Genomic DNA, 25,312 nt, shown 5'->3' on the forward strand with positions numbered 1-25,312 from the left:
TCGTCCCTTTCTCGGAAAGCGGTCAGCTGCCCTGGACGGCGCCCTCGGTGGCGCCCGCGATGAACCCGCGCGCGAAGATCGCGAAGACGGCGACCAGAGGGAGGGACGCCATCAGGACACCGGCCATGACCATGCTGTAGTCGGTGTTGTGGCCGACGTTGAGCTGGGCCAGCTCCACCTGGAGCGTGACGTGCTGGGGGTCGGTGAGCACGATCAGGGGCCAGACGTAGTCGTTCCAGGCGCCGACGAAGGCGTAGATCGCGAGGAAGGACATGGCGGGCCTGATCATCGGCAGCGCGACGTTCCAGTACTGCCGGAAGAAGCCCGCGCCGTCGATGCGCGCCGCGTCGAGCAGTTCGTCGGGCACCCCGGTCTCGATGTACTGGCGCAGCCAGAAGATGCCGAAGGCGTTGGAGAGGGCGGGCCAGACCAGCGCCTTGAGCATGCCGACCCAGCCGATCTCGGACATCAGGATGAACTGCGGCAGGACGGCCAGTTGCAGCGGCAGCATCATGAACACCAGCAGCAGGCCGAAGAGCATCCTGCGCCCGGGGAACTCGAACTTGGCGAAGGCGAAGGCCGCCAGGGAGTCGACGAACAGCACCAGGACCGTGGTGACGGTCGCGACGAGGACCGTGTTGAGCATCGACCCGAAGAAGTCGACCGTGTCGAGCACACCCCGGATGTTCTCCAGCAGATGCGAGCCGAAGGTCAGCTTCGGCGGGCTCTTGTAGATGTCCTTGGTGGTGTTGGTCGCCATCACGATCGTCCACACGAACGGGAAGACCGAGACCAGCACGGCGACGACGAGGAAGACGTGCGCGGACAGGCCCCGGGGGCGGCGGGACCGTTTCGCGGCCGGGACCGGCCGTGGCGTGGCGGCTGTGGTCATGACGTCCTTCCTCGTTGCACGATCCGCCAGTTGACGACGACGAGCACGATGATCAGTACGAAGAAGGCCCACACGATGGCCGCGCCGTAGCCGTAGTCGTTGTCCAGGAAGGCCGACTGGTAGAAGTACAGCAGCGTGGTCAGGCCCGCCTGGCCCGGTCCGCCGAGGTTCTGGTTGGCGGCGTTGCTGGCGAAGAGGACCTGGGGTTCGCTGAAGCTCTGCAGGCCGTTGATGGTCGAGATGACGACGGTGAACAGGATGATCGGCCGCATGATCGGGACGGTGATCCGGAAGAACGTGCGGATGGGCCCGGCGCCGTCCATCCTTGCGGCCTCGTAGACCGACTGCGGGATGGCCTGCAGACCGGCCAGATAGATGATCATGTTGTAGCCGGTCCACATCCAGGTCATCAGCAGCGCGATGACCACCTTGATCAGCCACGGATTGCTCAGCCACGGCACGGGCGAGATGCCGACGGTGCCCAGGATCGCGTTGACCAGACCGAAGTCGTTGCTGAAGACCGCGCCGAAGAAGATCGCCACGGCGACGATCGACGTCACGTTCGGCACGTACAGGGCGATGCGGTAGAAGCCCTTGAAGCGGCGCACCGAGTGCAGCAGCGTCGCCAGCACCAGGGCGCCGAAGAGGGTGGGCACGGTGGACAGCACCCAGATCGCCAGCGTGTTGCGGATCGACAGCCAGAAGACCGGGTCGCTCCAGAGGTACTCGAACTGCTGCACGCCCACGAACTGCTTGGTGCCGAGGCCGTCGTAGCGCTGGAAGGACAGGTAGAGCGAGTAGAGGACGGGGACGAAGGAGAAGCCGAGGAAGATCAGGTAGAAGGGCGAGATCGCCAGGTACTGCCGCCAGTACGACAGCACCCCGCGGCGGGTGGGCCGCAGGGCGCCCGCGGGCGGGGTGCGCCGCGGGCGGAAGCGGGCCGGGCCCGCCCCGCCACGGTGCTCGTGCACCGTGGCGGGGCCGGTGACCGGAGGGGACGTCACCTCACCTCACCCCCTGTCGCCTGGCGATCTGCTTGGCCTGGGAGACCGCGTCCTTCCAGGCGTCGTCGGGCTTCTTGCCCTTGGCCTCGATGCCGGTCAGCTCGGCCATGAAGGGAGCCATGACGGCCGAGTCGGCGGGTGCCTCGTAGCTCACGGGGATGGCCTCGGCGGCCGGGCCGAAGACCTCGATGATCTTCTGTCCGCCGAAGAAGGCGTCCGGGCCCGTCATGGCCGGCATCGTGTACGTGGCCGGGGAGGCGGGGAAGATGGCGGCGTCGGTGAAGCTCTTGGCGTTGTTGTCCGGGCCGAGGATCCAGCTGATGATCTTGAAGGCCTCTTCGGGGTTGCGGCACTGCTTGGGCAGGGTCAGGTAGGAGCCGCCCTGGTTGGCCGGGCCGCCCGGGGTCGCGGTGACCCGCCACTTGCCCTTGGTGTTCGGCGCCGCCGACTCGATGTCCAGCGCGTGCCAGGCCGCGCCGACCTCGGTGGTCAGGGTCTTGCCGACGGCCGCGTTCCAGCTCTGGTCGTTGATCTTGGCGTCGAGGCCGAGCGTGTAGGCGCGTATCGCGTGGTCCCACGCGGCGCGGATGTGGTCCTGGTCGCCGATGAAGTGGTTGTCCTTGTCGATGAACCGTTCGGTGCCCTGGCCGACCGCGATGCTGAACACCGAGCCCATGTTGTTGATGAGGAAGGTGCCGGGCAGCGCCTTCTTCAGCTCCGTGCCGAGCGCGAAGTAGTCGTCCCAGGTCTTGGCCTCGGCGGCGACCTTCGCCGGGTCGCTGGGCAGCCCCGCCTTCTCGAACTGGTCGGCGCGGTAGAAGAGCGCGGTGGGGCCGATGTCGATCGGGAACCCGATCTGCTTGCCGTCCTCGGTCTGGGCGAGCTTGGTCTTCCACTCCAGGTACTGCGAGGAGATCTTCTTGAAGCCCAGGTCGTTCAGGTCGAGGAAGCGGTCGGCGTTGGGCAGGAAGGAGGCGATGTCCTCGCCCTTGATGCCGGTGATGTCCGGCACGGAGGAGCCGCCGGCCGCGAGGGTGGTGGTGAGCTTCTGCTTGAAGTCGCCGCCGATGGAGGAACTGGTCAGCTTGATCCGGCTCTTGAAGTGCGCCTTGGCCTCGGCGACCACCTTGTCGCTGAGGGCTCCGCCCCAGTACCACATGGTGAGGCTCTTGCCGTTCTTGGTGCCGCCGGATTCCGAGCCGCCGCATGCGACGGTCAGGCCGGAGGCCGCCGCGGTGAACACGGCAGCCTGGAGGAAGCCTCTACGGGAAAGGTCCACGAGTCACTCCTGTTTGTTCCTGTTCGTGGTACTGCGGGGCTGTGGTGCGGGGGTGGGTGGGTCTCACGCGGGCGGGGTGACCGGGGCGTGGCGCACCGGCGGGCCGACGTGGGCGGGAATGCGGTCCGGCAGGAACCCGTAGGCCCTCCGCAGGCCGGGGTCGGTCAGCGAGCGCCACCAGCGGTCGACGCCGTACCAGCCGGGGGCCGCCAGACCTCCGCCGTGGTGGCCGACCGACAGCCCGGCGGACAGGACCGCGAACCGCAGCCGTTCCGCCAGGGGCCAGCCGTCGAGGGAGGCGGCGACGAAGCTCGCGCCGAAGACGTCACCGGCGCCCGTCGCGTCGAGCACGTCGACGTCCAGGGCCGGGACCTCCGCGTACTCCCCGGTCGTCTGGTCCACCGCGACCGCGCCCTCGCCGCCGCGGGTGACCACGGCCACCGGCACCAGTTCGCTCAGCGTGCCGAGCGCGGCCACCGCGCTGTCGGTGCGGGTGTACGCCATCGCCTCGGTCTCGTTGGGGAGGAAGGCGTGGCACAGGGCGAGTTGGTCGAGCAGGTCGCGCGACCACCGCTGGGTGGGGTCCCAGCCGACGTCCGCGTAGATGTGCGTGCCGTTGGCGGCGGCCTTGGCGAGCCAAGCGCGCGGCTCGGCCTCGATGTGGACCAGCGCCGTGCGCGACTCGGGCGGGTCGCCCATCAACACGTCCTGCGAGTACGGGGGTTCCTGGCCGTGGGTGACCAGGGCGCGGTCGTGACCGTGCGCGAGGGAGACGGTGACCGGGGTGTGCCAGCCGTCGGCGGTGCGGGAGAGGGAGAGGTCGACGTTCTCCTGGCCGGCGAGGACGTCACGGCAGTACGCGCCGTAGTAGTCGTCGCCGAACACGGTGGCCAGGGAGGTCCGCAGGCCGAAACGGGCCGCCGCCACCGCCAGGTTGGCGATGCCGCCCGGACCGCAGCCCATGCCGTCGGTCCAGATCTCCTCACCGGGGGTGGGCGGCTTGCCCAGCCCCGTGAGCACGAGGTCGTAGAAGAGCAGCCCGGTCAGCAGCACATCGGGCCGGTCGTCGTCCACGCGTGCACCCTCTCGTCGAGACGTTCGAAGATCACTCTTCAAAAGTCTTCAATTTCGGTGCACAGATCGTGCGCGCCTCCGAGAGGTTTGGCAAGAGTCGAGCAGAAGTGAGCATAGAAATGATTGCGAATGACGAGTACTGTTCAGCGCGTGCTGGCAGAGCGTAGACACCAACTCATCCTGCGGGCCCTGCGGTCAGGGGGCCCGGCGGCCGTCACCGACTTGTCCGAACAACTCGGTGTGAGCCCCGCCACCATCCGCCGTGACCTCGTCAGGCTGGAGGAGGAGGGGCTGCTCACCCGCGTGCACGGCGGCGCGGTCGTGGACGAGGGAGACCAGCCCTTCGCCGAGGTCGCCGAGGTGCGGGTGGCCGAGAAGGACGCGATAGCGGCGAAGGCCGCCTCGATGGTCCGCGACGGCCAGTCCGTGCTCCTCGACATCGGGACCACCGCCTACCGCCTGGCCCGGCAGCTGCACGGCCGCCGCCTCACCGTCATCACCAGCAACCTGGTGGTCTACGAGGAGCTGGCCGACGACGAGGGCATCGAACTGGTCCTGCTCGGCGGCATGGTCCGCCGCGAGTACCGCTCCCTCGTCGGCTTCCTCACCGAGGACAACCTCCGCCAGCTGCACGCCGACTGGCTGTTCCTCGGCACGAGCGGAGTGCGCCCCGGCGGCCAGGTGATGGACACGACCGTGGTCGAGGTCCCGGTCAAACGCGCGATGATCAGGGCCGGTGACAAGGTCGTCCTGCTCGCCGACTCCGCGAAGTTCCCCGGCACGGGGATGGCGCGGGTCTGCGGCCCCGGGGAACTCGACGTGCTCGTGACCAACGGGTCGCTCGATCCGGGCACACGGTCGTCGTTCGAGGACGCGGGGGTCGACGTGGTCACCGTATGACCGTCGCCGCGGCCCCCGGGCCGCGACGGCTGACACGTGTCGGGTCGGACCGCGTGCGCGGGCCGCGCGCACGGCGTCGGGACGGCCCGCACCCTCCCGCTCCCGGCTCCGCCGGAGCGGGAGGGACCCCATCATGATCGGCAAAGGTGGTAGTTGCGTGAAGCTGACGATTCTGGGCGGCGGAGGATTCCGGGTGCCCCTCGTGTACGGGGCGCTCCTCGGGGACCGCGCCGAAGGCCGGGTCACCCGTGTCGTCCTGCACGACCTGGACGCCGAGCGGCTCTCCGCCGTCACCCGCGTCCTCGCCGAGCAGGCCGCCGGCGTCCCCGACGCCCCCGAGGTGCGTGCCACCACCGACCTCGACGAGGCCCTGCGCGGCGCCGACTTCGTCTTCTCCGCGATCCGCGTCGGCGGCCTGGAGGGACGCGCGCACGACGAGGCGGTGGCCCTCGCCGAGGGCGTCCTCGGCCAGGAGACCGTCGGCGCCGGCGGCATCGCCTACGGACTGCGCACGGTCCCGGTCGCCGTGGACATCGCCCGGCGGGTGGCCCGGCTCGCCCCCGACGCCTGGGTCATCAACTTCACCAACCCGGCGGGCCTGGTCACCGAGGCGATGTCCCGCCACCTCGGCGACCGCGTGATCGGCATCTGCGACTCACCCGTGGGCCTCGGCCGCCGTATCGCCCGCGTCCTCGGGGCGGCGAACCCGGCCGAGGCGTGGATCGACTACGTCGGCCTCAACCACCTCGGCTGGGTCCGTGGCCTGCACATCGCCGGCCGCGACGAACTCCCGCGCCTGCTCGCCGACCGCGACCTGCTCGGCTCCTTCGAGGAGGGCAAACTCTTCGGCGTCGACTGGCTCCAGTCCCTCGGCGCCATCCCCAACGAGTACCTGCACTACTACTACTTCAACCGCGAGGCCGTTCGCGCCTACCAGGCGGTCGAGAAGACCCGCGGCGCCTTCCTCAAGGACCAGCAGGCCCACTTCTACGACGAGATGCGCCGCCCCGACGCCCACGCGCTGAAGGCCTGGGAGCGCACCCGCGCCGAGCGTGAGGCCACGTACATGTCGGAGAACCGGGAGACGGCCGGCGCCGGCGAGCGCGACGCCGACGACCTCTCCGGCGGGTACGAGAAGGTCGCCCTCGCCCTGATGCGGGCCATCGCCCGCGACGAGCGCACCACCCTCATCCTCAACGTCCGCAACAAGGGCACACTGACGGCCCTGGACACCGAGGCGGTCATCGAGGTGCCCTGCCTGGTCGACGCCAACGGCGCGCACCCGGTCGCGGTGTCCCCCCTGCCCGGCCACGCCACCGGCCTGGTCTGCGCGGTCAAGGCCGTCGAGCGCGAGGTGCTGGCCGCCGCCGAGTCGCGTTCCCGTACGACGGCGGTGAAGGCGTTCGCCCTGCACCCGCTCGTCGACTCGGTGAACGTCGCCCGCCGCCTGGTCGACGGCTACACGGCGGTGCACCCTGGCCTGAACTACCTGAAGTAGGCTCCCGCCCGGAAAGCGCTTACCGTCCCCGACTCCGACCTGCTTCTCCCGCTTCCCGCTCACTGCTCCGCCCGCCGCCTGGAGACCTCACATGCATGACGAACGCAACCGGATCGAGGAACGCGTCGAGCGCGTCCACACCCAGCGCATCAAGCCCGCGATCTACGCGGCCTCCGTGCCCTTCGAGGTCGAGGCCTGGCAGGCCCCGGGCGAGCCCGTCCCCTTCGAGGAGGCCGCGGCCGCCTCCTACGCCCCGTTCGCCATGGACACCCCCTGGGGCCCGCCGTGGGGCACGACCTGGTTCCGGATGCGCGGACAGGTCCCCGCCGAGTGGGCGGGCCGCCGCGTCGAGGCGGTCGTCGACCTCGGCTTCGTCGGCGACTGGCCCGGCAACCAGGCCGAGGCCCTGGTCCACCTCGCCGACGGCACCCCGCTGAAGGCGGTCAACCCGCTCAACCAGTACGTACCGATCGGCAACCCCGTACGCGGCGGCGAGACGATCGACTACCTGGTCGAGGCCGCCTCCAACCCCGACATCCTCGCGGACAACTTCTCGAGGACCACGCACCTCGGCGACATCCTCACCGCCGGCGACAAGCCGCTCTACACCTTCCGGCGCGCCGACATCGCCGTCCTCGACGAGGAGGTCTTCCACCTCGACCTGGACCTCCAGGTACTGCGCGGGTTGATGGTCCACCTCGCCGAGCACGAGCCCCGCCGCCACGAGATCCTGCACACCCTGGACCGGGCCATGGACGCCGTCGACCTCGACGACATCGCCGGCAGCGCGACCGCCGTCCGCGAGATCCTCGCCCCGGCCCTCGCCAAGCCCGCCCACGCGAGCGCCCACACCATCTCCGGCGTCGGCCACGCCCACATCGACTCCGCCTGGCTGTGGCCCATCCGCGAGACCAAGCGCAAGACGTCCCGCACCTTCTCCAACGTCACCGCGCTGGCGGACGAGTACGAGGACTTCATCTTCGCCTGCTCCCAGGCCGTCCAGTACGAGTGGGTGCGCGACAACTACCCGCAGGTGTGGGAGCGGATCAAGAAGGCCGTCGACAAGGGCCAGTGGGTGCCGGTCGGCGGCATGTGGGTCGAGTCCGACGGCAACCTGCCCGGCGGCGAGGCCATCGCCCGCCAGCTCGTCCACGGCAAGCGGTTCTTCATCGAGCACTTCGGCATCGAGACCAAGGGCGTCTGGCTGCCGGACTCCTTCGGCTACAACGCCTCCTACCCCCAGCTCGCCAAGCTCGCCGGCAACGACTGGTTCCTCACCCAGAAGATCTCCTGGAACCAGACCAACCGCTTCCCCCACCACACCTTCTGGTGGGAGGGCATCGACGGCACCCGCATCTTCACCCACTTCCCGCCGGTCGACACCTACAACGCCCGCTTCAGCGGCGAGGAGATGGACCGCGCGGTCCGCAACTACCAGGAGAAGGGCGCCGGTACGCGCTCGCTGGCCCCCTTCGGCTGGGGCGACGGCGGCGGCGGCCCCACCCGCGAGATCATGGAACGCGCTCGCCGCCTGGCCGACTTGGAGGGCTCACCGAAGGTCGTCGTCGAACACCCCGACGAGTTCTTCGCCAAGGCGCGTGCCGAGTACGAGGACGCCCCCGTCTGGAACGGGGAGCTGTACCTCGAACTCCACCGCGCCACCTACACCTCCCAGGCCCGCACCAAGCAGGGCAACCGCCACAGCGAGCACAAGCTGCGCGAGGCGGAGCTGTGGGCGACGACGGCCGCGCTGCACGTGCCCGGCTACGCCTACCCGTACGAGAAGCTCGACCGCCTCTGGAAGACGGTCCTGCTGCACCAGTTCCACGACATCCTGCCGGGTTCCTCGATCGCCTGGGTCCACCGGGAGGCGGAGGCCGAGTACGCGCGGGTGGCGAAGGAACTGGAGGTGCTGACGGCCGAGGCGGTCGCGGCGCTCGGCGCGGGCGACACACGCGTCTTCAACACCAGCCCTCGCGACCGCGCCGAGGTGGTCCGCACGCCCGAGGGCGCGCCGGTGTACGTGACCGTCCCCGCGAGCGGCAGCGCGCCCCTGGCCGCCGCCGAAGCCCCGCACCCCGTCACCGTCTCCGGCCGGGTCCTCGACAACGGCCTGGTCCGGGTCGAGATCGCCGAGGACGGGACCCTCGCCTCGGTCCGCGACCTGGTCGCCGACCGCGAGGTCCTCGGCGACAAGGGCAACCTGCTCCGTCTGCACACCGACCTCCCGAACTACTGGGACGCCTGGGACGTCGACAAGCACTACCGGAACCGTTTCACGGATCTGCTGGACCCCGCGTCCGTCACCGTGGTCGAGGAGGACCCGCTGATCGGCGCGGTCCGCGTGGAGCACTCGTTCGGCAAGGGCTCCCGCATCAGCCAGACGATCACCCTGCGCGCCGGCAGCCGCCGGATCGACTTCGAGACGGACATCGACTGGCACGAGGCCGAGAAGTTCCTCAAGGCCGGCTTCCCGATCGACGTCCGTGCGGCCCACTCCTCCGCCGAGATCCAGTTCGGCCACATCCAGCGCCCCACCCACACCAACACCACCTGGGAGGCCGCCCGCTTCGAGGTCTCCGGACACCGCTGGGTGCACGTCGGTGAGCCCGGCTACGGCGTGGCGGTGATCAACGACTCCACCTACGGCCACGACGTCACCCGCACGGTCCGCGAGGACGGCGGTACGACCACCACGGTCCGCCTCAGCCTGGTGCGCGCCCCGCGCATCCCGGACCCCGAGGCCGACCAGGGCAGGCACCGCCTCGTCTACTCCCTGCTCCCCGGCGCGACCATCGAGGACGCGGTCGCCGAGGGCTACGCCCTCAACCTGCCGCTGCGCGTCGCCGACGCGGCGGGTGCCCCCGAGCCGGTCGTCTCCGTCGACGGCGCCGGGGTGACCGTCGAGGCGGTCAAGCTCGCCGACGACGCTTCCGGGGACGTCGTGGTCCGCATCTACGAGTCGAGCGGCGGCCGGGCCCGGGGCGTCCTGCGCACCGGCTTCCCGCTCGCCGGGGCCCGGATCACCGACCTGCTGGAGCGTCCCCTGTCCGAGGCCGCCACGGAGGGGAACGGCGTCCCGGTGACCCTGCGGCCGTTCGAGGTGCAGACCCTGCGGCTGGCGGTGGGGGAGCGGTGACCGTCCTTCCCGGCAAGCGCTGAGCCGGGCCGCGGCGGACACGTCGTCCGCCGCGGCATGGTCTGCTGGTGGGGGCGGGCGGGGGCGCGTTCTCGGGTGCGGGGCCGGTGGGGTTTCTCGCGCAGTTCGCCGCGCCCCTGAAAAGCGGGGGCTGCGCCCCGTGCTTCTCAGGCCCGCAGAGGCGGGCCCTCCGGCCCTCAGACCGCCAGCGGCCGGTCCGCGGACGGCTTGCAGGCGACAGGTGTTCCCACCGCGAGCGTCCGCGCCTCCACGGACTCCGGCTCGGGAACCACGACGGCGACCGGCGTCTCGACCTGGTGCGGCAGCACGACGGGCCGCACCGGCCGCGTCCCCGACACGACCGTGTAGTCCTGCCCCAGCCGCGTCGGCACCACGTCCCCGGTCTCCTCGCCGAGCGCCAACCGCACAGCGGCCCACGGCGCGTTGATCCCGCACAGCGCGAGCTGGTGCAGGCCACCCGCCGGGCGCGTGTTGACGTCCATCAGCACCGGCTCGTCGCCGAACATCCGGAACTGGATGTTCGTGAGGTGGTGCAGCCCGAACCCCTCCGCGATCCGCCGCGCGGGCTCGATCCACGCGGGGTTCTGGCTGAAGCCACGACGCCGCCCGTTCTTCGTACGGCCCACGGCCATCCGGACCCGCCCGTCGGGACCGGTGAGGCAGTCCACGGACACCTCCGGCTGCTCCAGACGCGGCATCACCAGCCAGTCCACGGGTTCCCCGGCCGCCCGCAGCGCCTCCACGACCAGATCGAGCTGGACGTGCGGGCTCGGGAATCCGCTGAGGTGGGAGAGCGAGAAGGGGGCGCGCGAGACGACACGGAAGCCGACCCCGCCGGCGCCGGCCGCCGGCTTGAAGCAGGCCCGGTGTCCGGCCTCCTCCAACTCGTCGACGGCGGCGACGAGTTCGTCGGCATTCGTGACCCGGAACCACGGCGGCACCGGAACCCCGTGCGCCTGGACCGCCTCGTACGCGGTCACCTTGTCCTCGAAGAGGTCGATGGCCTCGGCCGTCGGCGCCAGCAGGGCCGTGCCGACGGCCGCGAACTCCTCGCGGTGCGCGGCCAGGGCGGCCTGGTGCAGCCGGGGCACGAACACGTCGATGCCGCGCTTGGCGCACTGGTCGAGGGCGTACTCGACGTACGCGGCGGGGGAGAGGCCCTCGGGCTCCAGGTCGGCGGTGTCCGCGGCGGCGAGTACGGGGGAGTCGGCGTCACCGTGCGTGGCATGGATGTCCACCGGACGAGCGTGCGGATTATGCCGCAGCTGATCCATGAAGAAGACGTTCTCCGCGTACGTGCGGTTGAGCCAGACGCGTACGCGAGAGACCATGCAGGCCGCCTTTCCGGGGTTCGCGGGCACGGCGGAGCAGGCCGTGCCCGGCCAGGGGGGATGGAGGTACGCCGAACCGCCGTACGCGAAAGAGAGGGCGTGGCGGTGGTGTAGGAGGGATCATACGGCCACCGGGACCCAGGTTTACGTCACGCGCGTGTTAATCCTTGCGCGGCGGGGCGGGCGGGGCTCCGGCGGTGCGCGGGCCGGGCGGGACGGCGGGTCGGTGCGGCAGGTCGGTCTTGTCCGCCGGCAGGCCCGTGTGGTCTCGTGTTGATGTTCGGTGTTCGGAAGGGAGCACGGGTGGACGCGACGGTCGGCCGGCACGGGAATCTGCTGGCCATCAGCGATCTGCACATCGGCTACCCCGAGAATCGCGCCCTGGTCGAGCGGATGCGTCCCGAGACCGACGACGACTGGCTCCTGGTGGCGGGTGACGTCTCCGAGAGCGTCGCCGACATCCGCTGGGCCCTGGAGACGCTCGCCGGCCGCTTCGCCAAGGTCGTCTGGGCGCCGGGCAACCACGAGCTGTGGACCCACCCCACCGAGACCGTCCCGTACCGGGGCGTCGAGCGGTACGAGCACCTGGTCGCCCTCTGCCGGGAACTGGGCGTCCTCACCCCGGAGGACCCCTACCCCCTCTGGGAGGGCCCCGGCGGCCCGGTGGTGATCGCTCCGCTGTTCCTCCTGTACGACTATTCGTTCCTGCCCGAGGGCTGCGCCACGAAGGAAGAGGGCCTGGCGTACGCGCACGGCACCGGCATCGTCTGCACCGACGAGCACCTGCTGCACCCCGACCCGTACCCGAGCCGCGAGGCCTGGTGCCGCGCCCGGGTCGCGGAGACCGAACGCAGACTCGCCGAACTGCCGCCCGGCCTGCCGACGGTGCTGGTCAACCACTACCCGCTGGACCGGCACCCCATGGACGTCCTGCACTACCCCGAGTTCGCCATGTGGTGCGGCACCCGACTGACCGCCGACTGGCACCGCCGGTTCCGTGTCGAGGTCATGGTCTACGGCCATCTGCACATCCCGCGGACCACCTGGCTGGACGGGGTCCGCTTCGAAGAAGTGTCCGTGGGGTACCCCCGCGAGTGGCGGCCGCGTCCGGGACCGCCGGGCAGGCTGCGTCGCATTCTGCCGATGGAGGTCGAAGCAGGTGATCGAGGAACTGCTCCCGGGAGCGGTCGTGACCGTGGAGGCGTACGCCCATGACGAGGACGCGGCCGTCGACGGGATCGAGCTGTACCCCGAGGAGGAGGCGGTCGTGGCGCGGGCGGTGGCCAAGCGGCGCCGCGAGTTCACCGTCGTCCGCGCCTGCGCCCGGCGGGCCATGGAGAAGCTGGGCGTGACACCGCGGGCCCTCGTGCCCGGCCAACGGGGCGCCCCCGTCTGGCCGGACGGGCTCACCGGCAGCATGACCCACTGCGAGGGGTACGCGGCCGCCGCAGTGGTCCGCGACGGCGACCTCGCCTCCCTCGGCATCGACGCCGAACCCCACGGCCCCCTGCCCGAGGGCGTCCTGGCGGCGATCGCGCTCCCCGCCGAGGAGGCCCGGCTCGACCGCCTGAGCGCCGGCGACCCCACGGTCCACTGGGACCGGCTCCTGTTCAGCGCCAAGGAGTCCGTCTACAAGGCGTGGTTCCCGCTCACCGGGCGGTGGCTGGACTTCTCGGAGGCCGACATCGAGGTCTGCGCCGAACCCGGCGGCCGCTCCGGCACCCTGCGTGCCCAACTCCTCGTACCCGGACCGGTGGTGGACGGCCGGCGGATCGACGCCTTCGACGGACGCTGGACCGTCCGCCGGGGGCTGGTGGCGACGGCGGTGTCGGTCCCCCGTGACGACCACGGCCGGAGCGGGTCGCCGGCCTCTGCCTGACAGGTCATCACCGCCGGGGCGTCGGAAGGCGGATCGTGTCCACCGGACCCCCGGCGGACCGTCGCCGCCCGCGCTCAGGCCTCCGGGCACCAGCTCCGCAACAGCCGGAAGAACTCCTCCTCGTTGCCCGAGAGCCCCGCCGCCGACAGCGCCTGCTCCGCCTCGGCGAGCACGGCGGGCGGCACCACGGGTGGTCGGCGTGACTCCCCGGACTCGTCGAACGCTGCTCGTACGGTCCCCAGCAGCCGCAGATAGGCCTGGACGGCGGCGCGCTCGCGGTCGGTCAGTACGGCGGTCTGCATCGAACGGCTCTCCCCTGGTCGGATCGGCGAAAACTCCGTGCCCGCCCCGGCGTACGGGTGGCACGCTCCCAGCTTGCCGTCCACCACTGACAATCCCGTTCTCCCGCGCGCTGAAGTCGCCCGGCGAGCTACGGCCGTGCCGACCCCAGCACCGTCTCCCGCTCATGCTCCGTCAGGGGAGGTCCCGTCAGCGGGGATCTGACCGGGCCCCGCAGCACCGCCAGGACCACCTCCGGCCTGACGAGGGCGCCGAGCGGTTCGCTGAGGGTGACCACACCGAGATAGGCCCGGCAGACCAGGGGCCGGCCGAGCGCGGTCCGCATCAGCCGCTCCACATAGCGGCCGAAGAGTCTCCGCATCGCGTTCGGCCGCTTGCCGATCGCCTCCGGGTAGCGGATGTCCGCGCCGGTGGCCAGGTCCCAGGCCAGGGACACAGGTACCGCCACCGCCTTCTGCACCCGGCGGGCGAGCCCCGGCGCCGTCAGACCGTGCGCGGCGACCCGCGCGCGCAGTGCCAGGGCGCTCTGGGCGGCGACGGACATGCCGTGGCCGTATATCGGGTTGTACGTGGCGACCGAGTCGCCGAGCGCCACGAACCCGTCGGGCCAGCCGGACACCTTCTCGAAGAAACGCCGCCGGTTGATCGTGCTGCGGGTGACCACGACGTCCGTCAGCGGCTCGGCGCGGGCGATCAGCTCGCCGACCACCGGGTGTCTGACGTCGTTCCGCGCGAACGTCTCGAACTCCTCGGTGACGGCGCTCGGCTGCCCGCCCCGGGTGCCCGACAACGTCACCAGCCAGCGCCCGTCCTCGATGGGCACGAGGGTCGCGCTGCGCCCGGGCACCGGCTGCGACCCGTCCGGCTGCACGTTGACCACCGGGTACTCCTCGGTGCCCGCCGGCGCCCGGAAGATCCGGCTGGCGTACACGAGTCCGGAGTCGACCTCGTCCATCGGCGCCGGCGCGACCCCGAGGGCGTCGAGCCAGGCGGAACCCCGTGAACCGCGCCCGGCGGCGTCCACCACCAGATCGGCGGCGAGGACCCGCGCCTCACCGTCGGCGGAACGGACCCGCAGCCCCGTCACCCGGGAGGCGTCGCCCTCCAGGCCCAGGATCTCGGTACGGTCGAGCACGGTGACCCGGGGCCCGGCGAGCAGGCGGGCACGGACGACCGACTCCAGCAGGTCCCGGCTGCACGCGATCATGAACTCCATCTCGGCCCAGCGGCGCACCCAGCCCTGGGGAGACAGGGAGACCAGACCGGTCGGCAGCGGAATGCGCCGGGCACCGGCCGCGAGCCAGGCGTCCGTGACCCCCGGCAGCAGCTCCTCCATGGCGCGGGCCCCGCCGGACCACAGCAGATGGGCGTGCCGGGCCTGCGGCACACCCCGGCGGGGCCCGGGCCCCGCCGGCAGCGCGTCGCGTTCGATCACGGTGACGTCGGCGTGGTCGCGCAGCGCGGCGGCGGCCAGCAGGCCGGCCATGCCGGCGCCGACGACGACGGCACTCGGGGAGGTCGTGGCCGCGGTGTCACGCGGGCCGCTAACGGGTTCTCTCATGGAAGTCGCTCTCTGACCTGGTCGCGGCGGCCCATTCGCGGGCGGCCGCTACGACGGGTGACTGACGCAGGGCGATGGACATCCGCACGAGGTCACGGGGGTTCTCGGTGGGCGGGACGGCGGCTTCGGAGGTGGCGGAGCTGATGACGAGGCCCTCCGGATCGTGCTCCCTGGCCCGCACCGCCGCCGTCACCATCGCCGCGTCGGCCTCGGCCCGCGCCTGGGCGGGCTCGGAACCGGCCGCGACGGCGGCGTCGTAGGCCTTGGCACGGACCTGGGCGTCGAAGTACGGGTACAGGCTGAGCATGCCGTCGTGGATGTCGGACTCCCGCTGGGTCATCTGGAGCCGGGCGGGCGCCCACCAGGAGATCCGCACCTCGTGGCTCGCCTGCGCCCAGACCGGGCGCAGCTCCCGCCACAGCGGGCCGAGGCGACGGTACATCGACCAGATGGTCCAGGAGTCACCCAGGCGCTCCCCCGCCAGCGGCAGACAGAAACCGACCGCGCAGACCTGCGCGCCGACGGACGACAGCACGGGGGCGACGTACGTGCTCAGATAGTCGAGGTCGCCGCCCTGCCAGCGGGCGGCCACGGCGACGAGTTTGACCGCCGCGAACGGGACGTTGAGCAGGAAACCGAACGCGATGATCAGCAGTCCGGCGCGCAGCCAGCCCCGTACCTGCAGCGCCCAGCGCCAGCACATGACGTTCATCGCGACACCCGCGACGCTGAACCCGGCCAGATACAGCACGATCATCTCGCGCAGGAACGGCGTGGTGGCGTAGTACGTGTCGAAGTCCCGCACCCGCTCCACGGGCGCCTCGCCGAGCAGGAACAGCAACACGATCGCCGCGCACACCGTGCCGTAGCCGGCGATCCAGCGGCGCGAGAGCCGGCGGGTCGTCTCGGGCGGGCCGCCACGCCAGTTGATGATCAGCACCAGACAGGAGCCGCTGAACGCGCTCAGCAGGAAGTAGACGACGGGCGCCGAGATGTTGGTGACGCCCGTGACGCGGTTGAGCTCGCTGATCGTCGGCGGCGCGGCGAAGAAGAAGACCAGGGCGGCCAGCGTCATCAGCGCGCACACGGACCTGATCAGGGGGTCGCCCCAGTTCCGCAGCAGTGCGGGCGTCTTCGAGGCCAGGGCGATCGTCATCGCGGCGGCCGGAAGGTAGTAGCTGGACCCGTCCATGTTCTCGGCGTCTCGGCGTCTCGGCGTCTCGGTGTCTCTGCGTTCCGGGCCGCTCAGCCCTGCGGTCCGCGGCAGCCCAGCGAGGCTCCGATGCGGCCGGCCAGGTGATCGCGGCGCACGGGCCGGCGCAGCGCCGAACCGGCGAGCCAGGCACGGCACTTGCTCGCCAGCAGCAGTCCGAAGCTCTCGGCGTCCTGCTCGTCCGCCAGGTCGAAACGGGTACGGGCGGCCACCTTCGGCACGGCCGTCCGCAGATCGGCGTCCTGGCTCAGTAAGCGCGCGGCGACCGCGGTGCCCTCCACATGCCGCCCGCAGTGACCGGCGTGCATGTGCCACAGCTCATGGCCGAGGATCACCAACTGGTGGTCGGGCGCGGTGCGTTCCTCGATGACGACCAGATCCTGCTCGGCCATGTCCAGCCACAGCCCGCTGGCCGTGCCCGGCGGGAAGACGGCCGTGCGGTACCGGACGGGTCGGCCGCGGCGCCTGCTCATGGCGTCGCACAGGGCGCCGTAGAGATCGGCGGGGTCCGCCGGTGCCGGCAGCGTGAGTTCGCCGACCAGCTCGCCGCACAGACGGCGCATTTCCTTTCCGATGCCCACAGTTCTCCCCCGGTCAGGACTCGGGCCGCTTGACGCTCTCCAGCAGCATGTCCAGCCACTCCGCCACCTTGTCGCGGTGCTGGTCGGTGGGCAGCTGTGCCGCCCGCCAGGCGATGGAGCGCACACCGTGGTTCTGCAGCAGCCGCTGCAGCGGGTCGTCCGCGGCCTCGGCCGCCGCGCGTTCGCGGTCGGCCAGCTGCTGGAGGAGCTCCTGTTCGGTCCGCATCAGGGCGCTCGCCAGCGCCTCGGGGTCCTCGGCGGTGAGGAACCCGGCGTGCACCCGGAAGAAACGCTGGATGGCGTCGCAGTGCTCCATCGTCGGCCGACGGTCCCCGTTGATGAGGGCGCCCGCCTGCTGGCGCGACATCCCGGCGCCGTCGGCGATCTCCTGCTGGGTGTACCTGCGGCCGCCCGGCTTCAGGCGGGTGCGCCGGAGCAGGTCGAGGCGCTGCAGAAAGCGGGCCTGGACGTCCGGCTCGCCGGCGCGCTGCCCGCTCAGCAGGGCCTTCACCACCGCCTCCGGCACGCCCGAGGCGACCGAGAGCCGCCGGGTGTCGAACACCTCCGCGTGCCGTACGCGCAGCTTGTCCGCCAGCGCGGTGACACGGGCCACGACGGCCGGCAGCAGAACCGTCGCCGCGGCGTCCGGAACCTCGAAGCCATCCGTCACCGACAGGTCTCCTACGTCTCTCTCCGGCCAATTTCGCGGTACTGCGGAATCCGTGGATCCAAGCCTGGCGCGAGACCCTGGTCCCGACAAGTACACCGTGAACTGCGGGGAGACTAGCGGTTTTGTCGAACTCACATCCAGGTCTCGCCACAACTGTGGCGGGATTCAGCCGTCAACCGACGTCGAATGCCACGATAGTTGACACCGCTCCGACCGGGGCACCAGGATCAAGGCGCCGCGTGAAGGCCGCATAGGCAAGAGGGGTGACCTCCCGATGGCGTTTCAGGCAGGAGGGCAGCGGTGGGTACCGCGGTCCGTCCCCGACACTCTCGAAGCCCAGGAAGCACAGGCGTACCTCCAGGACTACGCCGTGTTGCTGGATTCCGTCCTGTTCCCGTCCGTCGTCCTCGACCACCGCTGGGACGTCGTCCTGGCCAACGCCGCGTTCCGGGCCCTCTTCAGCGGCGTGGGGCCGCACCCGACGGCCATGCCGGACGACAACTTCCTCCGCTTCGTGCTCTTCCACCCCGACGCCGCCACGGTCCTCGGCGACCACGAGGCCGGCTGGTGCCTGCCGATGCTCGCCCACTTCGCCGCCGCGGTGGAGCAGCACCCCCAGGACCGGGGACTGCAGGCCGTCCGCCGGGAGATCGCCCAGGACCCGATCATGGACGCCGCCTACCGCCACGGCCTCCCGCACTGGCTCCGTACGGTGGGACCCGCGGCCGTCCGTCACGACGGGGCCGTACGCCCGGTGATCCACCCGGATCCACGCTGGGGAGCCACCCACTGCCGGGTCGTCGGCGAGAGCCCCGACACCCTGCTCGACATGGGCTACCACCGTATGACCCTCGTCCTGCGGGAGGTGGGCCGCCCGTCCGACCCGCTGCGCAGGACGCGCCGCCCCCGGCCCGCCGCCACCGGCCATCTGAGCGTGGTGCCCTCTCCCGAGCGGTGAGCCGCACCCCCTCCGGCGCCGCCGGCGTTCAGGTCGCCGACGGCGCCGGAGGACAACCGCCACCCCCGGTCAACCCTTGCCCAGGTCCAGCGGGACATCCCGCTTCGCCGCCTGGATCTGCTCGTACACATGGGTCCGCAGCTCCGCGAAGCGCGGAGCCACACGGGTGTGCAGCTGGTCCCGGTCGGCGGGAAGGTCGATGCCCAGCTGCTCCCGCACGACGGTGGGGGAGGAGGAGAGGATCAGGACCCGCTCGCCCAGGTAGACGGCCTCGTCGATGTCGTGGGTGACGAACAGGATCGTGATGCCCCGCTCCCGCCACAGGCCCCGCACGAGATCCTCCAGGTCGGCCCGGGTCTGGGCGTCGACCGCCGCGAACGGCTCGTCCATCAGCAGCACCTCCGGCTCGTACGCCAGCGCGCGGGCGATGGCGACCCGCTGCTGCATACCGCCGGACAGCTGCCAGGGGTAGGCACCCGCCGCGTCGGACAGACCGACCGAGGCCAGTGCGTCGTCGACCAGTTCCCGGCGCCGTTCCCTGCCCGTCTTCTTCTGCCGCAGGGGCAGTTCGACGTTGTCGCGGACCCGCATCCAGGGGAACAGGCTGCGCCCGTACTCCTGGAACACGACCGCCATGCCCGGCGGCGGCCCGTCCACCGGCCGTCCCCCGAGGCGGACCTCACCGGCGGTCGGGTCCAGCAGTCCGGCCACGCACTTCAGCAGGGTCGTCTTGCCGCAGCCCGACGGGCCCACCAGACAGACCAGTTCGCCGGCTCCGACGGTGAACGTGAGGTCCCGCACCGCCTCCACCCGGCGCCCGGAACCCTCGTAGACCTTCCGCAGACCCGTCACTTCCAGCAAGGCGCGCATCGCCGGCTGCCCCTTCTCCCGATTCACCACGACCGCCGCGAGGACGCGCGCAGACCGTGGTACCAGCCCAGCACACGCCGCTCCACCAGGCGGAAGACGACGGACAGCAGGAACCCGAGCAGACCGAGGACGAGGATGCCGGTCCACATGTCGGGGACCGCGAAACCGCGCTGGAACTGGACGATGGTGTGGCCCAGTCCGTCCCCGGCCGCGGTCATCTCGCTGATGACCATGAGGATGATGCCGATCGACAGCGCCTGCCGCAGCCCCGCGAAGATCTGCGGACTGGCCGAGCGCAGCACGACGTGCCGCAGCCGGGCCACGCCCGTGACGCCGTACGACCGAGCCGTCTCGGACAGCACGGAGTCCACCGCACGTACGCCCTCCACGGTGTTGAGCAGGACCGGCCACACACAGCCGCTCGCGATGACGGCGATCTTCATCGTGTCGCCGATACCGGCGAACAGCATGATGACCGGCACGAGGACCGGCGGTGGCACCGCCCGCAGGAACGCGAGGACAGGTTCGCAGACCGACCGCACCCGGCGGTGGGAGCCGATGACCGTGCCGAGCGCGACACCTGCGACGGCCGCCACCGCGTACCCCGCGGACAGGCGCAGCAGGCTCGGCAGCACGTCGGCGCGCACCCGCTCGGCCGTCCAGACGTCCGGGAAGGTGGTGAGGATCGTGCGCAGGGGCGGCCAGAACACGTCGGTGCTGCCCAGGGACGCGAACCACCACACGGTGACCAGGACGAGGGGAAGGGCGACGGCGAACAGCAGCCGCAGCAGCACCCGCCTCACACGGCCACCTCTCCGCGCACCGACTGGTGCCAGGCCAGGGCCCGCCGCTCCACCGCGCGGGCGCACGCGTTGACGAGCATCCCCAGCAGTCCGGTGACCACGACCAGGGCGTACAGCTCCGGGACCGCCTGTGAGGTCTGGGCGACCGCGATGCGCTGCCCGAGCCCCGGCGCCCCGATGACGAGTTCGGCCGTCACCGCCAGGACGAGGGCCACGGCGGCGGCCAGCCGCAGGCCCGTCATGACGTACGGCAGGGCGGTGGGCCACAGCACGTGCCGGATACGCGCCCAGGGGCCGAGGCCGTAGGAGCGGGCGGTCTCCTCGGCGACCGGGTCGACGTCCCGGACGCCGTACAGGGTCTGGATCAGGACCTGCCAGAAGGACGCGTACACCACCAGGACGAGCACCGACCGCAGTTCGCTGCCGTACAGGAGGACGGCGAGGGGGATCAGGGCGACCGAGGGGATCGGACGCAGGAACTCGATCGTGGAGGACGTCGCCTCGCGCAGATACGGCACGACGGCGATGACGACCCCCGTGACGATCCCGGCCGTCGCGGCGATCAGCAGACCGAGGGCCCAGCCCGTCAGGGTGTCACCGAGCGCGGTCCAGAAGGCCGCGTCGGCGACTTCGCCGGCCAGGGCACCGGCGACCCGGCTGACCGGCGGGAGATAGTCGTCCTCGACGAGGCCGAGCCGGGGGACCGCTTCCCACAGGGCGAGGAACCCCGTCAGCCCGGCCGTGCCGAGGAGCGCGTCGGCACCTCTCACGGCAGCAGTTTGTCCAGGTCCGGGGCCTTCTCGAACAGGCCGTCCTTCTGGCCGAGTTCGGCGAGCCGCTCGATGGAGGCACGGTCGGGCTCGGCCGGCCAGTTGGGCAGGACGACCGACTCCAGCAGGTTCTGCGGGATCTTCGTGTAGGTGGTGATGATCTCGCGGACCTCGTCCGGGTGTTCGTCGGCGTAGGCGAGCGACTCCGCCGTGGCCTCCTGGAACTTCTTCACCGTCTCCGGGTTCTTCGCGGCGTACTGCTGCGAGGTGAAGTACATGGCCACGGTGAGGTACGGCGACACGTCGACGAAGTTCGAGGCCAGGACGGTGCCGCCCTGGGACTTGATGGTGGCCAGCGCGGGCTCCACGACACAGGCCGCGTCGACCTGGCCCTTGGCGAGCGCGGCCGGCATCTGGTCGAACGGCATCTCCACGTACTCGACCTCGGCCGGGTCGCCGCCGTCCTTGCGGACCGACTCGTTGACCGAGGTGTCGCAGATGTTGCCGAGCGTGTTGGCCGCGACCTTCCTGCCCTCCAGGTCGCTGGCGGTCTTGATCGGGCTGTCCTTGCGCACCATGATCTCCGCGAAGTCGGCGCCCGCCTTGCCGGTGGAGGCGACCCCGTTCACCACGGCCTTGACCGGCACGTTCTTGGACGAGGCGACCAGCAGGGACGTCATGTTGCTGAAGCCGAAGTCGAACTGGCCGGAGACGACACCGGGCACGATCGCCGCCCCGCCCTGCGCGAGGGTGGGCTCCAGGTCGAGCCCCCGCTTGCTGTAGAAGCCCTTCTTCTCGCCCAGGTACAGGGGCGCGACGTCGATGATGGGGATGACGCCGAGCTTGAGCGTGGTGGTGCCCCCGGACCCCGCGTCCCCGCCGTCCGACCCCGTGGAACCGCAGGCCGTCGCGGTGACGAACAAGGTACCGGCCGCGAGACCGATGAGCAGACGACGCATGACTCCCCCTGGTGGGAACGCTCCTCGACAGGCTGTGCGCACACCGCACAGAAGTGCTCAGCCGGAAGGTAGAACGCCGCCGGTTGCGGGTCAATGCCCTTACCCTGCAAGACCGTTGACAGTTGCAGAAGTGTGCTCCTAGCGTGCGCACCACGCACCGTCGTGCGTACGGTACGCGGGTGCGGTGCTTCGTCCGTGCGGCGCCCGTGCTTCGTTCGTGCTGCTTGTGTGCGGATCCGGTGCGGACGCCGTGCGGCGCTCGGCCCGGTGTCCGGTGCCGGTGTCCGGTGCCCTGCTCCACGCGGTTTCCGTTGCGTCTTCCTGGAGGCGGCGATGCCCGATCGAGACCGGTTCGGCGGAGCCCGCCCATCGCACTTCGTCCGGTCCTTCGAGCGCGGCCTCGCGGTCGTCCGTGCCTTCGACGCCGAGCATCCCGCACTGACGCTGAGCGAGGTCGCGCGGACCTGCGAGCTGACCCGCGCCGCCGCCCGCCGCTTCCTGCTCACCCTCGTCGACCTCGGCTACGTCCACACCGACGGCCGGCTGTTCCGGCTCACCCCGCGCGTGCTCGAACTCGGCTACGCGTACCTGTCGAGCGTCACCCTCCCCGACCTCGCCGTGCCCCATCTGGAGCGGCTGGTCGCGCAGGTCGGGGAGTCGTCTTCGCTGTGCGTCCTCGACGGCGACGACATCGTGTACGTGGCGAGGGTCGGCGCGCGCCGCATCATGACGGCCACGATCACCGTCGGCACCCGCTTCCCGGCCCACGTCACCTCCGTCGGCCGGGTGGTCCTCGCGCACCTGCCGGACGAGGAGATCGACGTCCGCCTCGCCCGCGCCGACCTCGTGCCCCTCACCCGGCGCACCCTCACCTCGCCGGACCGGATCAGAGCCGAGCTGCGCCGGGTGCGCCGCCAGGGGTACGCCGTCGTCGACCAGGAGCTGGAGGAGGGGCTGCGGTCCGTCGCCGCCCCGGTGCGCGACCGCCACGGCGAGGTGGTGGCCGGCGTGAACATCCCCGTCCACGCCGGCCGTACCTCGGCCGAGTCGGTACGCCGGGACCTGCTGCCCCACCTGCTGGCCACGGTCGCCCGGATCGAGGCCGACCTGTGCGCGACGGGCACCGCCACGGGCCGGGCGCGCGCCGCACAGATCCTTCAGGAGGGCCCTACAGGTCGAGCACCAGCCGTGACCCCCGGCACCGGGACACACAGATGAGCATGGTCTCCCCGGCCTCGCGCTCGTCGTCGCTCAGCACCGAGTCGCGGTGGTCCGGGGTCCCCTCCAGGACGTCCGTCTCGCACGTCCCGCAGGTGCCCTCCGCGCAGGAGTACAGCACCTCGACCCCGGCGGCCCGCACGGTGTCGAGGACGGAGACCCCGACGGGCACCGTGACGGTCTTCCCGGTCCGCTCCAGCACGACCTCGAACTCGCCGTCCGGGCCCGTCTCCTGCTCCTTGGGCCGGAACCGCTCGACCCGCAGGGCCTTCCCCGGGCACCGCTCCTCGACCGCGTCGAGCAGCGCGCCCGGCCCGCAGCAGTAGACGAGCGCGTCCTCGGGCAACCCGTCCAGCACGGACCCGAGGTCGAGCAGCCCGGTCTCGTCCTGCGGGGCGATGGTGACCCGGTCCCCGTACCTGCCCAACTCCTCCTGGAACGCCATGGAGTCACGGCTGCGCCCGCCGTACAGCAGCGTCCACTGCGCGCCCGCCGCCTCGGCCGCGGCCAGCATCGGCAGGATGGGGGTGATGCCGATGCCGCCGGCCACGAACCGGTAGCGGGGCACCGGCTCCAGGGCGAAGTTGTTGCGCGGCCCCCGCACCCGGACCTTGTCGCCCCGGGCCAGCTCCGTGTGCACGTACGCCGATCCGCCGCGTCCGTCGGGCTCGCGCAGAACCCCGATCCGCCAGACCCCGCGGTCCGCCGGGTCGCCGCAGAGCGAGTACTGCCGCTCCAGCCCCGGCCCCAGCAGCACGTCGACGTGCGCGCCCGGCTCCCAGGCCGGGAGTTCGTCGCCGAGCGGATGCCGCAATGTGAGGGCGAGTACGCCGTCGGCCGCGAACTCCCGGCTGTCGACGACCAGTTCGGCCTCGTACACGGGCGACGAAGGCGACGGCGACGGGGGCGGGGTCATGAGGGGTTCCCTTGCGGTTCGTGTCCTTGGGGGTGGGCGAGCATCCACTCCCACATCTCGATGGGGTCCTGTGCGGTGTGCTCGCGCCCGCAGTGACAGGTGCCGTGCAGGATGTCCGTGCCCGGCGCCCAGTCGATGCGGTAGACCTCCCCGGTACCGGACGTGGGCGGTGTGCTCACTGGACCTTCTCCACCGGCTTCTCGCCCTGCTCGACCAGCCGGGCCAGGATGCGGCGGGCGGCCAGACCGCCGGTGTCGATGTTGATGCTCAGCTCCTGGTAGCCGGTGCGCTCGGTGCCCAGCGTCTCCTGCAGCAGGTTCAGCGCGACGACGTCCTGCATGACGACCGTGTGGTTGTTGCCCCGGAGGAACTCGGTGACCTCGTCGCTCCCGGTCGCCCAGTCCCGCGAGACCATCCAGAAGTCGTACACCTTGCCGTCCGAGGACGGGGTGATCGCGTACGTGATCTCGGTGTGGAAGCCGTTCGGGTCGCTGCCGTCGGCCTCGGGGAGCACGCCCACGGGGGCGATCCGGCTGTGCAGCAGGTACAGACAGGGCGCGAAGTACTCGATGTCCTGCCAGCGGGTGATCCGCCCCTCGATGCCGGTCGACCTCGCGTAGAACGGCGGGCACTCCGCGTCGTCCATGTGCCGGCTCACCCGCACGACGCCCGCGCCCTCGTCGACCTCGGTCGTGATCGGCGTCTCGGCGACCTCGGGGGTGCCGATGTAACCGCCGTGCAGATAGGTCTCGTGGGACAGGTCGAGCAGGTTGTCGACCAGGAGCCCGTAGTCCGCGTCGATCGGCTCCATGCCGCGCACGGTGGTCCAGCCGGGAGCCGCCAGGTGCCGGGCGCGCGGGATGGTCTGCGGGTCGGCGAGCGCCGGGTCGCCTATCCAGACCCAGATCAGCGAGTCCTGCTCGACCACGGGGTACGAGGCCACGCGCGCCGTCCGCGGGATCCGCTTCTGCCCCGGCACGTACACGCACGCGCCCGTCGTGTCGTAGGTGAACCCGTGGTAGCCGCACACGATCCGGTCCCCGTCCAGCCCGCTCTCCGAGAGCGGGTACCGACGGTGCACGCACCGGTCGTGCAGCGCCACCGGGGTCCCCTCCTCCTCGGTCCGGTAGAACACGAGCGGCTCACCCAGGATCGTCCGTCCGAGCAGCTCCCGCCCGACCTCCTCGGCGTAGGCGGCGACGTACCACTGATTCCTGGCGAAGGCGGTCATGTGAGGCATGGCGATCCCGTCCCTGAGAACCCTGAGCGCGGAGCCACGTCACTCCGCGTGGCACCACATTCCTGAGCGCGCACGCGGCCGGGCAATACCCCTTCCGTCAGACGGAAGCCCTGCCGTGCACGGACTTTGCCCGCAGGAGGGCCGGCCGCCCGCCGCTGTTCGCCCGGCGGCCCTCAGCGGGTCACGCCCGCGCCATGGACCCTTCCCCGGCGTTGGTTCCTCTTGGACCATTCCTT

General features: G+C 71.3%; 24 protein-coding genes. 7 read left to right on the forward strand and 17 right to left on the reverse strand.

Annotated elements, in window-relative coordinates:
• Positions 1 to 22: 22 nt before the first annotated feature.
• From ACFU5F_RS08790 to ACFU5F_RS08805, 4 genes are all read right to left on the reverse strand, one after another.
• Entirely contained in the window at positions 23 to 892 is an 870-nt protein-coding gene (locus ACFU5F_RS08790) for a carbohydrate ABC transporter permease (RefSeq protein ID WP_383883964.1), read from the reverse strand.
• Positions 889 to 1,773: a carbohydrate ABC transporter permease gene (locus ACFU5F_RS08795; protein WP_383884157.1), complete on the reverse strand. Its 885-nt coding sequence runs from the start codon at positions 1,771 to 1,773 to the stop codon at positions 889 to 891. The genes ACFU5F_RS08790 and ACFU5F_RS08795 overlap by 4 nt, the downstream gene beginning before the upstream one ends.
• Before the next feature lie 124 nt (positions 1,774 to 1,897).
• Positions 1,898 to 3,175 (reverse strand): ABC transporter substrate-binding protein, encoded by a 1,278-nt coding sequence (locus ACFU5F_RS08800; protein WP_383883966.1) that lies wholly within the window; start codon positions 3,173 to 3,175, stop codon positions 1,898 to 1,900.
• A 63-nt stretch (positions 3,176 to 3,238) separates the two neighbouring features.
• Positions 3,239 to 4,249, reverse strand: a complete 1,011-nt coding sequence (locus ACFU5F_RS08805; RefSeq protein ID WP_383883968.1) for a carbohydrate kinase family protein — start codon at positions 4,247 to 4,249, stop codon at positions 3,239 to 3,241.
• Positions 4,250 to 4,399: 150 nt separating this feature from the next.
• Between ACFU5F_RS08805 and ACFU5F_RS08810 the strand changes: the two genes are divergently transcribed.
• From ACFU5F_RS08810 to ACFU5F_RS08820, 3 genes are all read left to right on the forward strand, one after another.
• Complete coding sequence (locus tag ACFU5F_RS08810; RefSeq protein WP_383883971.1) at positions 4,400 to 5,149, forward strand: DeoR/GlpR family DNA-binding transcription regulator; 750 nt, start codon at positions 4,400 to 4,402, stop codon at positions 5,147 to 5,149.
• 157 nt (positions 5,150 to 5,306) lie between these two features.
• The gene (locus ACFU5F_RS08815; RefSeq protein WP_383883974.1) at positions 5,307 to 6,647 is read left to right on the forward strand and encodes a 6-phospho-beta-glucosidase; all 1,341 of its coding nucleotides are present in this window, start codon (positions 5,307 to 5,309) and stop codon (positions 6,645 to 6,647) included.
• A 91-nt stretch (positions 6,648 to 6,738) separates the two neighbouring features.
• On the forward strand, positions 6,739 to 9,786 hold the full coding sequence (locus ACFU5F_RS08820; protein WP_383883977.1) for an alpha-mannosidase: 3,048 nt from the start codon (positions 6,739 to 6,741) through the stop codon (positions 9,784 to 9,786).
• Between the two features lie 197 nt (positions 9,787 to 9,983).
• On the opposite strand, the gene ACFU5F_RS08825 is transcribed toward ACFU5F_RS08820, so the two are convergent.
• The gene (locus ACFU5F_RS08825) at positions 9,984 to 11,138 is read right to left on the reverse strand and encodes an ATP-grasp domain-containing protein (protein WP_383883980.1); all 1,155 of its coding nucleotides are present in this window, start codon (positions 11,136 to 11,138) and stop codon (positions 9,984 to 9,986) included.
• A gap of 276 nt (positions 11,139 to 11,414) precedes the next feature.
• Between ACFU5F_RS08825 and ACFU5F_RS08830 the strand changes: the two genes are divergently transcribed.
• Positions 11,415 to 12,353: a metallophosphoesterase family protein gene (locus tag ACFU5F_RS08830; RefSeq protein WP_383883982.1), complete on the forward strand. Its 939-nt coding sequence runs from the start codon at positions 11,415 to 11,417 to the stop codon at positions 12,351 to 12,353.
• Entirely contained in the window at positions 12,298 to 13,017 is a 720-nt protein-coding gene (locus ACFU5F_RS08835) for a 4'-phosphopantetheinyl transferase (protein ID WP_383883984.1), read from the forward strand. The genes ACFU5F_RS08830 and ACFU5F_RS08835 overlap by 56 nt, the downstream gene beginning before the upstream one ends.
• Positions 13,018 to 13,091: 74 nt before the next feature.
• Here ACFU5F_RS08835 and ACFU5F_RS08840 read toward each other — a convergent pair whose 3' ends face one another.
• The 5 genes from ACFU5F_RS08840 to ACFU5F_RS08860 all read right to left on the reverse strand — a co-directional run bounded on the left by ACFU5F_RS08840 (position 13,092) and on the right by ACFU5F_RS08860 (position 17,342).
• Positions 13,092 to 13,319 (reverse strand): hypothetical protein, encoded by a 228-nt coding sequence (locus ACFU5F_RS08840; RefSeq protein WP_383883986.1) that lies wholly within the window; start codon positions 13,317 to 13,319, stop codon positions 13,092 to 13,094.
• A 128-nt stretch (positions 13,320 to 13,447) separates the two neighbouring features.
• The gene (locus ACFU5F_RS08845) at positions 13,448 to 14,878 is read right to left on the reverse strand and encodes an FAD-dependent monooxygenase (protein ID WP_383883988.1); all 1,431 of its coding nucleotides are present in this window, start codon (positions 14,876 to 14,878) and stop codon (positions 13,448 to 13,450) included.
• Positions 14,862 to 16,070 (reverse strand): MAB_1171c family putative transporter, encoded by a 1,209-nt coding sequence (locus ACFU5F_RS08850; protein WP_383883991.1) that lies wholly within the window; start codon positions 16,068 to 16,070, stop codon positions 14,862 to 14,864. The genes ACFU5F_RS08845 and ACFU5F_RS08850 overlap by 17 nt, the downstream gene beginning before the upstream one ends.
• 53 nt (positions 16,071 to 16,123) lie before the next feature.
• Complete coding sequence (locus ACFU5F_RS08855) at positions 16,124 to 16,654, reverse strand: toxin-antitoxin system, toxin component (RefSeq protein WP_383884160.1); 531 nt, start codon at positions 16,652 to 16,654, stop codon at positions 16,124 to 16,126.
• Positions 16,655 to 16,685: 31 nt separating this feature from the next.
• On the reverse strand, positions 16,686 to 17,342 hold the full coding sequence (locus tag ACFU5F_RS08860; RefSeq protein WP_383883994.1) for a helix-turn-helix domain-containing protein: 657 nt from the start codon (positions 17,340 to 17,342) through the stop codon (positions 16,686 to 16,688).
• A gap of 274 nt (positions 17,343 to 17,616) precedes the next feature.
• Here ACFU5F_RS08860 and ACFU5F_RS08865 point away from each other — a divergent pair, with 274 nt between their 5' ends.
• Positions 17,617 to 18,300: a hypothetical protein gene (locus ACFU5F_RS08865; RefSeq protein ID WP_383883997.1), complete on the forward strand. Its 684-nt coding sequence runs from the start codon at positions 17,617 to 17,619 to the stop codon at positions 18,298 to 18,300.
• Between the two features lie 69 nt (positions 18,301 to 18,369).
• Here ACFU5F_RS08865 and ACFU5F_RS08870 read toward each other — a convergent pair whose 3' ends face one another.
• Genes ACFU5F_RS08870 through ACFU5F_RS08885 form a run of 4 tightly spaced genes read right to left on the reverse strand, consistent with a single transcriptional unit; the run spans position 18,370 to position 21,702 of the window.
• Positions 18,370 to 19,170 (reverse strand): ABC transporter ATP-binding protein, encoded by an 801-nt coding sequence (locus ACFU5F_RS08870; RefSeq protein ID WP_383884000.1) that lies wholly within the window; start codon positions 19,168 to 19,170, stop codon positions 18,370 to 18,372.
• Positions 19,171 to 19,193: 23 nt separating this feature from the next.
• On the reverse strand, positions 19,194 to 19,973 hold the full coding sequence (locus tag ACFU5F_RS08875; protein WP_383884003.1) for an ABC transporter permease: 780 nt from the start codon (positions 19,971 to 19,973) through the stop codon (positions 19,194 to 19,196).
• Positions 19,970 to 20,743: an ABC transporter permease gene (locus tag ACFU5F_RS08880; protein ID WP_383884006.1), complete on the reverse strand. Its 774-nt coding sequence runs from the start codon at positions 20,741 to 20,743 to the stop codon at positions 19,970 to 19,972. Before ACFU5F_RS08880 ends, ACFU5F_RS08875 begins: the two co-directional genes overlap by 4 nt.
• A complete protein-coding gene (locus ACFU5F_RS08885) occupies positions 20,740 to 21,702 on the reverse strand; it encodes an ABC transporter substrate-binding protein (RefSeq protein WP_383884009.1) in 963 nt (320 codons plus the stop codon). Before ACFU5F_RS08885 ends, ACFU5F_RS08880 begins: the two co-directional genes overlap by 4 nt.
• 333 nt (positions 21,703 to 22,035) lie before the next feature.
• Here ACFU5F_RS08885 and ACFU5F_RS08890 point away from each other — a divergent pair, with 333 nt between their 5' ends.
• Positions 22,036 to 22,920 carry an IclR family transcriptional regulator C-terminal domain-containing protein gene (locus ACFU5F_RS08890; RefSeq protein ID WP_383884011.1) on the forward strand — a complete coding sequence of 295 codons (885 nt, stop codon included), beginning with the start codon at positions 22,036 to 22,038 and terminating at the stop codon, positions 22,918 to 22,920.
• Here ACFU5F_RS08890 and ACFU5F_RS08895 read toward each other — a convergent pair.
• Genes ACFU5F_RS08895 through ACFU5F_RS08905 form a run of 3 tightly spaced genes read right to left on the reverse strand, consistent with a single transcriptional unit; the run spans position 22,871 to position 25,076 of the window.
• On the reverse strand, positions 22,871 to 23,836 hold the full coding sequence (locus ACFU5F_RS08895; protein ID WP_383884013.1) for a PDR/VanB family oxidoreductase: 966 nt from the start codon (positions 23,834 to 23,836) through the stop codon (positions 22,871 to 22,873). The two genes, ACFU5F_RS08890 and ACFU5F_RS08895, sit on opposite strands and share 50 nt — an antisense overlap.
• Complete coding sequence (locus tag ACFU5F_RS08900; RefSeq protein WP_383884016.1) at positions 23,833 to 24,015, reverse strand: hypothetical protein; 183 nt, start codon at positions 24,013 to 24,015, stop codon at positions 23,833 to 23,835. Before ACFU5F_RS08900 ends, ACFU5F_RS08895 begins: the two co-directional genes overlap by 4 nt.
• Entirely contained in the window at positions 24,012 to 25,076 is a 1,065-nt protein-coding gene (locus ACFU5F_RS08905) for a Rieske 2Fe-2S domain-containing protein (RefSeq protein WP_383884019.1), read from the reverse strand. Before ACFU5F_RS08905 ends, ACFU5F_RS08900 begins: the two co-directional genes overlap by 4 nt.
• Positions 25,077 to 25,312: the final 236 nt, after the last annotated feature.

It is taken from the genome of Streptomyces sp. NPDC057438 (assembly GCF_042802995.1).
Lineage (GTDB): Bacteria > Actinomycetota > Actinomycetes > Streptomycetales > Streptomycetaceae > Streptomyces.

Bases quoted from the DNA above. Each gene is read 5' to 3' on its own strand.
- ACFU5F_RS08850 (WP_383883991.1), bottom strand. From the start codon at position 16,070: ATGGACGGGTCCAGCTACTACCTTCCGGCCGCCGCGATGACGATCGCC.
- ACFU5F_RS08790 (WP_383883964.1), bottom strand. From the start codon at position 892: ATGACCACAGCCGCCACGCCACGGCCGGTCCCGGCCGCGAAACGGTCC.
- ACFU5F_RS08845 (WP_383883988.1), bottom strand. From the start codon at position 14,878: ATGAGAGAACCCGTTAGCGGCCCGCGTGACACCGCGGCCACGACCTCC.
- ACFU5F_RS08825 (WP_383883980.1), bottom strand. From the start codon at position 11,138: ATGGTCTCTCGCGTACGCGTCTGGCTCAACCGCACGTACGCGGAGAAC.
- ACFU5F_RS08870 (WP_383884000.1), bottom strand. From the start codon at position 19,170: ATGCGCGCCTTGCTGGAAGTGACGGGTCTGCGGAAGGTCTACGAGGGT.
- ACFU5F_RS08865 (WP_383883997.1), top strand. From the start codon at position 17,617: ATGGCGTTTCAGGCAGGAGGGCAGCGGTGGGTACCGCGGTCCGTCCCC.
- ACFU5F_RS08830 (WP_383883982.1), top strand. From the start codon at position 11,415: ATGTTCGGTGTTCGGAAGGGAGCACGGGTGGACGCGACGGTCGGCCGG.
- ACFU5F_RS08905 (WP_383884019.1), bottom strand. From the start codon at position 25,076: ATGCCTCACATGACCGCCTTCGCCAGGAATCAGTGGTACGTCGCCGCC.
- ACFU5F_RS08890 (WP_383884011.1), top strand. From the start codon at position 22,036: ATGCCCGATCGAGACCGGTTCGGCGGAGCCCGCCCATCGCACTTCGTC.
- ACFU5F_RS08820 (WP_383883977.1), top strand. From the start codon at position 6,739: ATGCATGACGAACGCAACCGGATCGAGGAACGCGTCGAGCGCGTCCAC.
- ACFU5F_RS08895 (WP_383884013.1), bottom strand. From the start codon at position 23,836: ATGACCCCGCCCCCGTCGCCGTCGCCTTCGTCGCCCGTGTACGAGGCC.
- ACFU5F_RS08885 (WP_383884009.1), bottom strand. From the start codon at position 21,702: ATGCGTCGTCTGCTCATCGGTCTCGCGGCCGGTACCTTGTTCGTCACC.
- ACFU5F_RS08840 (WP_383883986.1), bottom strand. From the start codon at position 13,319: ATGCAGACCGCCGTACTGACCGACCGCGAGCGCGCCGCCGTCCAGGCC.
- ACFU5F_RS08855 (WP_383884160.1), bottom strand. From the start codon at position 16,654: ATGCGCCGTCTGTGCGGCGAGCTGGTCGGCGAACTCACGCTGCCGGCA.